The 12,020-nt window shown below is 73.6% G+C and carries 11 protein-coding genes and 1 pseudogene; 9 read left to right on the top strand and 3 right to left on the bottom strand.

Annotated features, from left to right (window positions below):
* The first annotated feature begins 129 nt into the window (after nt 1–129).
* The gene (locus ABZ914_RS35325; RefSeq protein ID WP_500198582.1) at nt 130–1,086 is read left to right on the top strand and encodes a complex I subunit 1/NuoH family protein; all 957 of its coding nucleotides are present in this window, start codon (nt 130–132) and stop codon (nt 1,084–1,086) included.
* A 62-nt stretch (nt 1,087–1,148) separates the two neighbouring features.
* Here the strand turns inward: ABZ914_RS35325 and ABZ914_RS35320 are convergent, their stop codons facing one another.
* Nucleotides 1,149–1,898 carry a hypothetical protein gene (locus ABZ914_RS35320; RefSeq protein ID WP_500198581.1) on the bottom strand — a complete coding sequence of 250 codons (750 nt, stop codon included), beginning with the start codon at nt 1,896–1,898 and terminating at the stop codon, nt 1,149–1,151.
* Between the two features lie 77 nt (nt 1,899–1,975).
* The gene (locus tag ABZ914_RS35315; protein WP_500198580.1) at nt 1,976–2,626 is read right to left on the bottom strand and encodes a ComEA family DNA-binding protein; all 651 of its coding nucleotides are present in this window, start codon (nt 2,624–2,626) and stop codon (nt 1,976–1,978) included.
* Between the two features lie 678 nt (nt 2,627–3,304).
* Here ABZ914_RS35315 and ABZ914_RS35310 point away from each other — a divergent pair.
* The 7 genes and pseudogenes from ABZ914_RS35310 (at nt 3,305) to htpX (ending at nt 10,950) form a co-directional block, all read left to right on the top strand.
* On the top strand, nt 3,305–3,808 hold the full coding sequence (locus ABZ914_RS35310) for a 4Fe-4S binding protein (protein WP_500198579.1): 504 nt from the start codon (nt 3,305–3,307) through the stop codon (nt 3,806–3,808).
* Nucleotides 3,805–4,383, top strand: coding sequence for an NADH-quinone oxidoreductase subunit J family protein (locus ABZ914_RS35305; protein WP_500198577.1), 579 nt, complete (start codon nt 3,805–3,807; stop codon nt 4,381–4,383). The genes ABZ914_RS35310 and ABZ914_RS35305 overlap by 4 nt, the downstream gene beginning before the upstream one ends.
* Nucleotides 4,383–4,709: pseudogene (gene nuoK, locus ABZ914_RS35300) on the top strand (NADH-quinone oxidoreductase subunit NuoK); the annotation flags it as partial. The gene ABZ914_RS35305 and the pseudogene nuoK, both read left to right, overlap by 1 nt.
* 122 nt (nt 4,710–4,831) lie before the next feature.
* On the top strand, nt 4,832–6,883 hold the full coding sequence (locus ABZ914_RS35295; RefSeq protein ID WP_500198576.1) for an NADH-quinone oxidoreductase subunit 5 family protein: 2,052 nt from the start codon (nt 4,832–4,834) through the stop codon (nt 6,881–6,883).
* An 11-nt stretch (nt 6,884–6,894) separates the two neighbouring features.
* Entirely contained in the window at nt 6,895–8,496 is a 1,602-nt protein-coding gene (locus tag ABZ914_RS35290; protein WP_500198584.1) for a complex I subunit 4 family protein, read from the top strand.
* On the top strand, nt 8,496–9,986 hold the full coding sequence (locus ABZ914_RS35285) for an NADH-quinone oxidoreductase subunit N (RefSeq protein WP_387029353.1): 1,491 nt from the start codon (nt 8,496–8,498) through the stop codon (nt 9,984–9,986). The genes ABZ914_RS35290 and ABZ914_RS35285 overlap by 1 nt, the downstream gene beginning before the upstream one ends.
* A gap of 109 nt (nt 9,987–10,095) precedes the next feature.
* The gene (htpX, locus tag ABZ914_RS35280) at nt 10,096–10,950 is read left to right on the top strand and encodes a zinc metalloprotease HtpX (protein WP_190865682.1); all 855 of its coding nucleotides are present in this window, start codon (nt 10,096–10,098) and stop codon (nt 10,948–10,950) included.
* On the opposite strand, the gene map is transcribed toward htpX, so the two are convergent.
* Entirely contained in the window at nt 10,951–11,718 is a 768-nt protein-coding gene (map, locus tag ABZ914_RS35275; RefSeq protein WP_500198574.1) for a type I methionyl aminopeptidase, read from the bottom strand.
* A gap of 7 nt (nt 11,719–11,725) precedes the next feature.
* On the opposite strand from map, the gene ABZ914_RS35270 reads away from it, so the two are divergent.
* Nucleotides 11,726–11,938: a helix-turn-helix domain-containing protein gene (locus ABZ914_RS35270; RefSeq protein WP_500198572.1), complete on the top strand. Its 213-nt coding sequence runs from the start codon at nt 11,726–11,728 to the stop codon at nt 11,936–11,938.
* Nucleotides 11,939–12,020: the final 82 nt, after the last annotated feature.

The following is a 12,020-nucleotide window of genomic DNA, read 5'->3' as shown; positions in this document are numbered from 1 at the left end:
GCGAGTCGGGGCACGGCGCGCCGTGCCGCCGCCGCGCCCGGCCGCCCGGCGGGCCCGACGAGGGCCCGTGGGCGGAGGCGGCGGAGCGCCGGCGGGCCGCCGGGCGACCGCCGCGGGAGCGGGGTCCGGATGCTTGAGATCATCGGGAAGCTGGTGCTGGTCGCGGCCGCGTTCGCGCTGCTGCCGCTGCTGGTCGGGCAGGCCGAGCACAAGGTGATGGCGCACATGCAGGGCCGCCTCGGGCCCATGTACGCGGGCGGTTTCCACGGCTGGGCGCAGCTCGTCGCGGACGGCGTGAAGTTCGCGCAGAAGGAGGACGTCGTCCCGCGCGACGCCGACCGGTGGGTGTTCAAGCTGGCGCCGGGCGTCGCGCTCGTCCCGTACCTGCTGGTGCTGATCGTGGTCCCGGTCGGGCCGGGCGGGCAGGTCGCGCTGGACCTCGGCGTCGGGGTGTTCTTCGCGCTCGCGGTGATGGGCGTCGGGGTGATCGGCGCGATCATGGCCGGCTGGGCGAGCGCGAACAAGTACGCGCTGCTCGGCGGGATCCGGGTCGCGGCGCAGCTGATGTCCTACGAGCTGCCGATGGTGTTCGCGGCGTCGTCGGTGGCGATGGCCGCGGGCACGCTGTCGCTGCAGGGCATCGTCGGCGAGTGGCGCTGGTGGTGGCTGCCGTGGCAGGCGATCGGCGCGGTGGTGTTCTTCGTCGCGGGCCTCGCGGAGCTGCGCCGCCCGCCGTTCGACATGCCGGTCGCCGACTCGGAGATCATCTTCGGCCCGTACACCGAGTACGGCGGGCTGCGGTTCGCGCTGTTCATCCTGGCGGAGTACGCCGGGATCGTGGTGCTGTGCGCGCTGACGGCCGTGCTGTTCCTCGGCGGGTGGAAGGGCCCGTTCCTGAACACCGAGCTGGGCTGGCTCTGGACGCTGATCAAGGCGGCGGTGCTGGCGTTCTGCGTGATCTGGCTGCGGGTCAGCTACCCGCGGATGCGCGAGGACCAGCTCCAGAGGCTCGCGTGGGCGTGGCTCGTCCCGCTGTCGCTGGTACAGCTCGCGGTGACCGGCGTCCTCAAGGTCGCGTTCGCCTGACCCCCTTCGCCTGACTCCCTCCGCCTGACTCCCTCCGCCGGGCCACCCGCCCGCGCGGGCCGTCAGCCGTCGCCGTTCTCCAGGTCGTTCGCCCCGATGCGGAGGGGCTCGACCCACTCCTCGTCCCAAGGGTCGAGGTAGGTGAACGGTTCCATGAGGTCGTCGGAGGCCCAGCGGACGCGCACCCATTCGGCCTGCAGTACGGGCTTCCGCAGGGGCGGTGCCGCGGCGGCGACGGCGTCCCAGTCGAGGTCGAGCCGCTCGACCGTCACCCCGTCGTGGGACGCTGGCGCCTTCCCCGCCTCGGCGTCCTCCAGGATCCGGTCGAGGCGCGATCCCGCGTCGGCGTCCCCGGCCTCGCTCCGTTCGTGCAGGTCGAGGACGTGCGCCAGCAGCGGCAGGGCGCGGACCTCGTCGAAGTCGTAGGGGTCCATGACCTGGTCGAGGGCGTCCCACAGGCCATCGCCCCGCCGCTGCGCGGCGATGGTCTCGGCGAGCGCCTCGTCGCACCGCGCGTCGCCCGTCCGCAGGTACGGGCGCAGGTCGACGCCCTCGACGATCACGCCCTCCTGGACGACCCACAGGTGCAGGAGCGCGCCGCACCGCATCACCAGGTACGAGTCGGCGCCGCGGCCGTCGTAGTGGCCGAGCGAAGGCGGCGGCGAGGTCGGCGACGGACGTGCCGACGAAGACGTCGCCCTGGGGGGGCCTCCGGAGTCCATCGAGAACTCCAGCAGGTAGCAGCTCTGGGCCAGGCCCTCTTCCTCCTCCAGGTCGGGGTCGTCGGGCGCGGCAGGGGCGGGGTCGGGCACGGCGGCCTCCGGGATGGGGAGCGGCAGTCCCCCTTCCTAGCGCACCGGTCCGACAGAGGATCAGGTCCGGCGGAGGGTCAGGGAAGGAAGATCGTGTACTCGGCGAGCTGCGGCATGATCGCGGGCGGCAGGTCGCAGTCCACGGCCATCTCCTCCACGGAGACGAACGTGCCGTGCTCGTCCCGGTGCGCGACGACCCGCTCGGCCAGCTCCTCCGTCATCCCGGGCAGGGCCGCGATGATCTCGGCCGGGGCGTGGTTGGCGTCGACGAGGCCGCCGTCGTCGTAGGCGCGCGGGACGTCCGGGCGGCCGATCCGGAGCTCGTGCGCGAGCGCCGGGTCGTCGGCGGCGATGGCGCGGGCGTCGGCGCGCAGGTTCCGCCGGTACTTGGCGTACTCGACGGCGTTCTCGTTGTTGTGGCTGCGCGGGACCTCGCGGGGGTACACCTGGCGGCGGACGGCGAAGGCGTGCGCGGTCCCCGCGGGCCACAGCGTCAGCAGCAGGATGGTGCCGAGCGCGATCAGCAGCACGTTCCCGCTGTTCAGGGCGGCCAGCATCGTCACGAGGCCGATCCCGTAGCCGGCCGCGGCGGCGCCGTAGTTCCACGATCCGCGCTTCACGGCGGCGTAGAAGAACGTCACGGGCGTCGCGAGGCCGAACGTGAGGAACGGCGTGATCGCCCACAGCACGCCGTTCGGCTGCTCGGGCGGCGGCGGAAGCGGCGGCACGGGACGCAGCGGCGGAAGCGGATACCCGCCGGACCCCCAGGTCGGGGACCGGTCCGGCCGTCCCGGCGGCTGCACGGGACGCCGCGGGTCCCCTGGGGGCGGGACGGAAGTACGCGGTGCCGCCGGACGGGGCGGTAAGGCCGGCGGAGGCGGCGGCGCGGCCGCAGGACGAGGCGGCGCGACCGGATGCGGTGGGGAGGCGGCGGGCTGCGGCGGGACGGGCGGGTGTGGCACCGAGGTGCCGCGCGGCGGCGTGAAACCGTCCGGCTTGGTGGTGCGGTGCACCGGCAGGCCACCCGGCGGCGTCCCCTGCACGGGCGTCCCGCCAGGCGGCGTGGCACTCGGAGGAGTGGCGCTCGGAGAAGTGGCGTCCGTCGGTGTGGTGCTCGACGGTGTGGTGTTCGGCGGCGTGGTGTTCGGCGGTGTGGGGCCCGGCGGCGCGGAGGGCTGCGGGCGGGCGTGGTCGGCTCCGGGGTCGTACTGTCCGTCCGCATGGTGGCTCACATGTCCTCCTTGCCCGCAGGCGTACAGGAGCGCGGACCGCGGGTGCCCGCGTATCGTCCGACGAACGTGGAACCCGCCGCGTTCCACCGCGGCGTTTCGTGCGCAATCATGTTGCGGGTGGGACGGTTGCCAGGAGGCGGGCTGGCCAAGGGGCTGGCCGTCACGTTGCGGACTATGACGCGGCGCTCCATCACGCGTCAATACCCCGAGGTGCAGCCCGATCTGCCCCCGCGCAGCCGGGGGGTGATCGCGCTCTTCGAGGAGAACTGCACCGTCTGCATGCTCTGCGCGCGCGAGTGCCCCGACTGGTGCATCTACATCGACTCGCACAAGGAGACCGTCCCCGCCGAGGGCGGCGGGCGACCGCGCGTCCACAACGTCCTCGACCGGTTCGCGATCGACTTCGCGCTGTGCATGTACTGCGGCATCTGCATCGAGGTCTGCCCGTTCGACGCGCTGTTCTGGTCGCCGGAGTTCGAGTACGCCGAGTACGACATCGCGGAGCTGACCCACGAGAAGGAGCGGCTCCGGGAGTGGATGTGGACCGTCCCGCCGCCGCAGGCCCACGACCCGGCCGCCGAGCCGCCGAAGGAGATCGCGGCGGCGGAGAAGGCGGCGGCGCGGGCCGCGCGGCGCCCGTCCTCCGGCCCGCCCGGTCCGCCGGGGAGCCGGCGGTGAGCGGCCAGGAGATCGTCTTCACGCTGCTCGGGGTGGTGGCCGTCGGGGCCGGGATCATGGTGGTGACGACGCGGCGGCTCGTCCACGCGGCGCTGTGGCTGGTGCTGTCGTTCGGCGCGCTCGCGGGCGGCTACCTGGTGCTGACCGCGGAGTTCGTCGCGTGGGTGCAGGTGCTGATCTACGTCGGCGCGGTCGTCGTGCTGCTGCTGTTCGGGATCATGCTGACGCGCGCGCCGATCGGCGACTCCGCCGACCTCGACTCCGGCAACCGGTGGGCCGCCGCCGCGGTCGCCGTGGCCACCGCCGCGGTCCTGGTCACGGTCATGGTCATGGGCTTCCGGGCCGAGCGGATGCCGCTGCGCGCGGGCGGCGGGTCGGCGAGCGCGCTGGGCGCCGGCGTGTTCCGGACGTGGGTGCTGCCGTTCGAGGTGCTGTCGGTGCTGCTGCTGGCCTCGCTGGTCGGCGCGATCGTCCTGTCCCGCACCGACATCGGCTCCCGCCGCTCCGACCGCTCCGGCCGCTCCGACCGTTCGAACGGCTCCGGCCGCTCCGGCCGGGGGAAGGGGCGCGGCTGATGCACCTGGCCTACCCGACCGTCGTCGCGGCACTGCTGTTCTCCGTCGGCGTGTACGGGGTACTGGCACGGCGCAACGCCATCCTCGTCCTGATGTCGGTCGAGCTGATGCTGAACGCGGTGAACCTGAACCTCGTCACGTTCGACATGCGGTTCCGCGACCGGCTGCACGGCGGGCAGGTGCTCACCCTGTTCACGATCGTGATCGCGGCGGCGGAGGTCGGGCTCGGCCTGGCGATCGTCCTGCTGGTGTTCCGGAACCGCCAGATGGTCGACATCGACCGGCTCCGCGCGCTGTCCGAGTCCGACGACGAGCCCGCCGACGAGCCAGAGTCCGGGACTGACGAGCCAGAGTCCGGGACTGACGAGCCCGAGTCTGACGAGCCCGAGTCTGACGAGCCCGAGCCCGCCGCCAAGACCGGCGCCGAGCCGGTCGAGGGGGCGACGCCGTGATCTGGCTCGCGTCCCTGGCGATCCTGCTGCCGTTCCTCGCCGCGTTCGGCGGCATGCTGTTCGGCCCCGCGCTCGGGCGGCTGCTGGGCTCGCCCCGGCGCAACGGCCCGGCGCTGATCGCCTGCGCCCCCGTCGCCGTCTCGCTCGTCCTGTCGGCGATCGTCGCGTTCGTCGTCTGGCGGGACCCCGGCGAGCGGACGGGCTCGCTCGCGGTGATCGACACCGGCTCGGTGCCGATCCGGATCGGGCTGCAGGTGGACGGCCTGTCCGCGGTCGTCGCGCTGATGGTCTGCTGCGTCGCGCTCGCCGTCCAGGTGTACTCGGTCGCCTACATGGACGGCGACCGGCGCTACTCGTCCTACGCCGCGTTCATCTCGCTGTTCACCGCCGCGATGCTGCTGGTGGTCCTCGCCGGAGACCTCATCGTCCTGTACGTCGGCTGGGAGGTCATGGGCATCTGCTCGTACTTCCTGATCGGCCACCACTGGGAGGAGCGGGCCAACTCCCGCGCCGCCGTCAAGGCGTTCCTGGTGACGCGGCTGGGCGACGTCGGATTCCTCATCGGGATCATCGTGCTCGGGCTCGGCGCCCGTACGTTCGAGATCCACGGCGTCCTCGCCCGGGTCTGGACGATGCCGGGTTCGACGCTCACCGCCGCCGCGCTGCTGCTGCTCGCCGGCGTCGCGGGCAAGAGCGCCCAGTTCCCGCTGCACACCTGGCTTCCGGACGCCATGGCCGGCCCGACGCCGATCAGCGCGCTGATCCACGCCGCCACGATGGTCGCGGCCGGCGTCTACGTCGTCGCGCGGCTGTACGGGGTGTTCGTCGCCGCGCCCGGCGCGCTGGCCGTCCTCGGCGTCATCGCGGTGGTCTCGATGGTCGGCGCGGCGCTCGCGGCCCTCGCCCAGGACGACCTGAAACGCGTCCTCGCCTACTCGACGATCAGCCAGCTCGCCGTGATGGCGGCCGCGCTCGCGGTCGGCGCGAGGTCCGCGGCGATCTTCCACCTGCTGGCGCACGGCGCGTTCAAGGCGCTGCTGTTCCTCGCCGCCGGCTGCGTGATCGCGACGACCGGGTCCACGCTGCTCGCGAAGCACGGCGGGCTGCGGCGCGGCATGCCGATCACCTTCTGGTCGATGACGGCGGGGTTCGCGGCCCTCGCGGGCGTCCCGCCGTTCAGCGGCTGGTTCAGCAAGGACTCCGTCATCGAGGCCGCCCAGCACGCCGCCCTCCACGGCCATGAGACGACCGAGGCCGGCTGGTTCGCCTACGCCCCGCTGACCTCGGACGGTTCCGCCGCACCGCCTGCGGTCCCGCTTCCGGGGCCGTCCCCGAGCGAGCTCTCCCACGACCTGTTCTCCAAGGGCGGCTTGCCGCCGTTCAGCGACCACATCGTGGGGCGCGTGGACGTCCCACCAGGCGGACTCTCCACGAGCGTCGCCTCCGTCGACCTCCCGTCCGGGGTGGCGTGGCTGGTGTACCTCGGGCTGCTGCTGACGGTCGCGCTGACGGCGGCGTACGCGATGCGGGCCTGGCTGATGACGTTCTTCGGGGAGCCGCGCGGGACATACGAGATCCGCGAGCCGTCGAAGTTCATGTCGTGGACGGTGGCGGCGCTGGCGGTGCCCGCCGCGATCCTGGGGTTCTTCGGGCTCGGCGCGAGCGAGCTGCGCCCGCACGCCGGTCCGGCGCTGCTCGGCATCGCGCTGCTGATCGTCGGCGGGGGCGCGGTGTACCTGCTCTGGAACCGGGACCCGGCGTCCGATCCGGCGGTCGCCCTCGGGCCGGTGCGCCGGGTGTTCGCGCGGGGCTTCTACCTGGACGAGCTGTACGCGATGGCGATCGTCCGCCCCGTCCAGGCCCTCGCGCGCGGTGTCGTGCTGTTCGACCGGCGCGGCGTCGACGCGGCCGTCGTCGGGGCCGGACGGGGCGCGCGGCGGCTCGGCGGGCTGCTGCGGATCCCGCAGAACGGCAACCCGCAGACGTACCTGACGGGCCTGCTCGCGGGCGTCGTCGTCATCACGGCCCTGGTGGTGATCTTCCGGTGATCTTCCTGTGGATGATGGCGATCCCGCTGTTCGGGGCGGTGGCGCTGCTCGTCCCGGCGGACCGGTTCCTGCGCACCGGGTTCGCCGTCCGGGCGTTCGGGACGGGCGTGTCCGCGGCGACGCTGCTCGTCGCGGTCTCCGCGCTCACCGCGTTCGACTTCGGCGACACCTCGCGGACGCAGCTCCAGGCGGACTGGGCGTGGGCCCCCGCGATCGGGCTGCGGTTCCACCTCGGTGCGGACGGGATCTCGCTGCCGCTGGTCGTGCTGACCGCCCTGCTGACGTTCCTGTGCTTCCTGTACACGCTGCGGCATCCTCCGGCGGGCGGGCGGATCCGGCTGCTGACCGCGCTGCTGCTCGTCCTCGAGGTCGGCCTGATCGGCACGTTCACGGCCCTCGACCTCGTGCTGTTCTTCGTGTTCTTCGAGACCGTCCTGATCCCGATGTACGTGGTGATCATGCTGTGGGGCGGCGACGGGCGCCGCGCCGCCGCGACCAAGTTCATCCTGTACACGCTGCTCGGGTCGGGTCTGCTGCTCGCCGGGATGCTGCTCGTGGCCGTCAACGCGGGCACCCTCGACATGGTTCAGCTGGCCGCGCGGCATGGCTCCGGCGTCTCCCGGAGCGTCCAGATCGCCGCTTTCGCGCTGATGGCCGTCGGGTTGGCGGTGAAGGCGCCGATGTGGCCGCTGCACACCTGGCTGCCGGACGCGCACACCGAGGCGCCGACCGTCGGGTCCGTGCTGCTGGCGGGCGTACTGCTGAAGATGGGCACCTACGGGCTCGTCCGCGTCGCGCTGCCGCTCGCGCCGGACGGCGCGCAGGTGTGGGCGCCGTGGCTCGGGCTCCTTGCCGTGATCGGGATCGTCTACGGCGCGCTCGCCTGCCTCGCCCAGACCGACCTCAAACGGATGATCGCGTACTCGTCCGTCGGGCACATGGGGTTCGTGCTACTCGGCATCGCGACGCTCACCCCCGTCGGGATCAACGCCGCGCTGTTCGGCAACATCGCGCACGGCCTGATCACCGGGCTGCTGTTCTTCCTGGCCGGAGCGGTGAAGGACCGCTGGGGCACCACCGACATGGACCGGATCGGCGGCGGCATGCTCGGCACCGCGCCGCGCCTGGCGTCCGTGCTGACCTTCGCGTCCGTCGCCTCGCTCGGGCTGCCGGGGCTCGCCGGGTTCTGGGGCGAGATGCTCGCGATGGTCGGCGCGTACCGGCCGCACGCCGACCTGCCGCGCGGCGCGTTCGTCACGTTCATGGCGGTCGCCGGGATCGGCGCGCTGCTCACCGCCGGCTACTTCCTGCGCATGCTCGCCAAGATCACCCACGGCCCCGCGCCGGAACCCGCCGCCGGACCGGCCCCGGCCGCGGTCGGCGGTCCCGAATCCGCCGCCGGGCCAGCGCCGGAACCCGGGGCGGCCGACCTCGAACCCGCCGCGGGCGACCTCGAACCCGCCGCCGCGGCCGGTCCGGGCGCCGTGGTCTCGGCCCAGGAGTACGCCGCCTGGGTCCCGCTGATCGCGCTCACCCTGCTCGTCGGGCTGTGGCCGAAGACCCTGCTGGACGTGACCGCCGCGCCGGTCCGCGCGCTGTTCGGAGGCGGCTGATGATCCAGGGCATCGACTACGCGGCGATCGCGCCGCCGCTGATCGTCGCCGTCGCCGCGCTCGGCCTGCTGCTCGCCGACGCGTTCGACGTCCCGCGCCGCGTCCTCGGCCCGGCCTGCTGCGGAGCGCTCGGCGCCGCGCTGATCGCGGTGATCGCGCTGGCGCCCGGCGACCGCCGCGCCACCTTCTGCGTGCCGGACGCGCTGCGCGGCGGCGGCCCCCGCTCCTGCTCCTACGTCACCGACGACTTCACCCTGCTGTTCCAGGGCCTCGTGCTCGCCGCCGCCCTGGTCGTCGTGCTGCTGTCCCTCCAGGAGATCACCGACTCGGAGATCCCCGCCGGGGAGTACCACTTCCTGCTGCTGTGCGCGGTGATCGGCGCCCTCACGCTCGTCGCCGCCCGCGACCTCGTCCTGCTGCTGGTCGCGCTGGAGACGCTGTCGCTGCCGGTGTTCGCCCTCGTCGGCCTCCGCCGCTACGACGGCCGCGCGTCCGAGGCCGCGCTCAAGCTGTTCCTCGTCTCCGTCGTCTCCACCGCGATCATGCTGTTCGGCATCTCGCTGGTGTACGGGACGACCGGCGCCATGCACCTCGACCGGATCGCGCCCGCCCTCGGCCGCGTCCCCGCCGACCTGGACCCGGTCGCCGCCGTCGGCGTCGTCCTCCTCCTCGCCGGGTTCGCGTTCAAGGTCGCCGCCGTCCCGTTCCACTTCTGGGCCCCGGACGTCTACGAGGGCGCGCCGCTGCCCGTCGCCGCGTTCCTGTCCGTCGTGTCGAAGGCCGCCGGGTTCGCCGGACTCGCCATCGTCCTCGCCCTCGGGCTCCCCGCGTACGGGCACGTGTGGGGCCCGGTGATCGCCGTCCTCGCCGCGCTCACCATGACCCTCGGCAACCTCGTCGCGCTCCGCCAGCGGACCGCGATCCGGCTGCTGGCCTGGTCGTCCGTCGCCCAGTCCGGCTACATGCTCGCGCCCCTGTCGGTCGGGTCGCACCGCCTCCCCGAGGCCGTCGCCGCCACCACCGCCTACGTCGCCCTCTACGCCGTCATGAACCTCGGCGCGTTCACCGTCGTCACCGGGTTCGCGCGGCGCCGGCTCGACGGCGCCCGGCCCCACCGCGACACCCTGGACGGCTACCGCGGCCTCGCCCACCGCAGCCCCGCCACCGCGACCGCCCTCGCGTTCTTCCTCATCTGCCTGGCCGGCCTCCCACCGGGCGTCATGGGGCTGTTCGCGAAGGTCGTGGTGTTCCGCGCCACCGTCGCGGGCGGCGTCACCTGGCTCGCCGTGATCATGGCGATCAACACCGCCATCGGCCTGTACTACTACCTCGCCTGGGCCGTCCGGCTGTTCACCCCGCCGGTCCGCCCGTTCGCCGACCCGCTGCCCGGATGGCCCGTCCGCGCCGCCCTCGCCGCGACCGCCGCAGGCGCGGTCGTACTGTCGGTCGCGCCGCAGATCGTCCTCCAGACCGTCTCAGCCGCCACCTAACCTGGAGACAGGGCCCCGGCCCGCCCGGCGGCCGCCCGCGAAGCGGGAACGTTGAGGCTGGTCACACCGTTGTTGTTCATGGTGGGTTCGGACGGGGAGGCGGTGCGGAGTGCGGTTCAACGGCGTCAAGACGGCGGCACTGATCGCTGCGCTGTCGGCACTGATGCTCGCGATCGGCTGGGCGTTCGGCGGCACCGCCGGACTCACCATCGCGCTGGTCATCGCCCTCGCCACCAACGGCGTCGCCTACGTCTTCTCCGACAGGATCGCGCTGCGCTCCATGCGCGCCCACCCCGTCGGCGAGGTCGAGGCGCCGATGCTCTACCGGCTCGTCCGCGAGCTGTCGACCACCGCCCGCCAGCCCATGCCGCGGCTGTACGTCTCCGAGACCCGCCAGCCGAACGCGTTCGCCACCGGCCGCAACCCGCGCAACGCCGCCGTCTGCTGCACCCGCGGCATCCTGCGCATGCTGGACGAACGGGAACTGCGCGCCGTCCTCGGCCACGAGCTCTCGCACGTCTACAACCGCGACATCCTGATCTCGTCCGTCGCCGCCGCCATCGCCACCGTGATCACCTACCTGTCGCACCTGGCGATCTTCCTGCCGATCGGGCGGGCGGACGACGACGACGGCCCCGGCGTCCTCGGCGCCCTGCTCATGCTGGTGCTCGGCCCCGTCGCCGCCGCCGTCGTGCAGATGGCGATCAGCCGCACCCGCGAGTTCGCCGCCGACTCCGCCGGCGCCCGCCTCACCGGCGACCCGCTCGCCCTCGCGTCCGCCCTCCGCAAGATCGAGGCGGGCACCCAGGCGATGCCGCTGCCGCAGGACCCCGAGCTCGCCACCACCAGCGCCCTGATGATCGCCAACCCGTTCCGCGGCGCCGGCATCGGCAAGCTGTTCTCCACCCACCCGCCGACCGCCGAGCGCATCGCCCGCCTCGAACGCATGGCGGGCCGCCGCTAGCTACGGCGCCGTCAGGACCAGCGGGCCGTCCGGCGTGATCGCGATGGTGTGCTCGAAGTGCGCGGCCCGGCCGCCGTCCGCCGTCGCGATCGACCAGCCGTCCGCCAGCAGCCGCGAGTCGTCCGACCCGCCCTCGTGGAACATCGGCTCGATCGCGATCGTCAGGCCCTCCCGCAGCGGCATCCCCTTGCCCGCCTTGCCCACGTTCGGCACCGCCGGGTCCTCGTGCATCTCCGTCCCGATGCCGTGCCCGCCGCAGCCCCGCGTGATCCCGAACCCGGCCTTGCGCGCCGTCCGCTCCACCGCGTTCGCGATGTCGCCCATCCGGTTCCCCGGCACGGCCGCCGCGATCGCCCGCCGCAGCGCGGTCTCCGTCACGTCCAGAAGCCGCCGGCCCGCCTCGTCCCCGGCCCCCACGAAGAACGACACGGCCGCGTCCCCGCAGTACCCGCCGAGCGTCGCCCCGCAGTCGACCGAGACCAGGTCCCCGTCCTCCAGCACCCGCCCGTCCGGAATGCCGTGCACGACCACGTCATTGACCGACACGCAGATGTTCGCCGGATACGGCACGGGCGCCCAACTCGGCTTGTAGTGCAGGAACGGCGACGTCGCCCCGTTCTCCTTCAGGATCCGCCCGGCCACCGCGTCCAGCTCCGCGAGCGGCAGGCCCGGCTCCGCGGCCTCCCGCGTCCCCGCGAGGATCCGGGCCACGACCCGTCCCGCCTCCCGCATGAGCTCCCACTCCCGTGGGGTTCGGTACGTCACCATGGCGGAGATGGTAATCACGCCCCTCACCGACGAGCAGCGCGACCGGGGCCGGGCCCTCGGCCAGGTCCTCCGCGCCGCCCGCGGCCCCCGTACCGCCCCCGCCTTCTTCACCGTCGCGTCCCTCGCCCGCGTCCTGGACCTCGACCTGACCGCCCTCGCCGCCCGCCTCGAACCTTTCTCCGAATCAGAGCGAACCGACGAGCCCGCCGCCGCGTCATAACCCACGAGAGCGCGCCGGCCGCCTCTGCGGGGGGGGGCGGCGGGGGGCGGGGGGGCGGGGGGGCCGGCGGGGGCGGGGGGGG

Source organism: Spirillospora sp. NPDC046719 (assembly GCF_040645715.1).
In the GTDB taxonomy this organism is placed as follows: Bacteria; Actinomycetota; Actinomycetes; order Streptosporangiales; family Streptosporangiaceae; genus Spirillospora.
The sequence above is the reverse complement of the archived record's forward strand: the minus strand, read 5'-3'. Positions and strand labels throughout refer to the sequence as shown.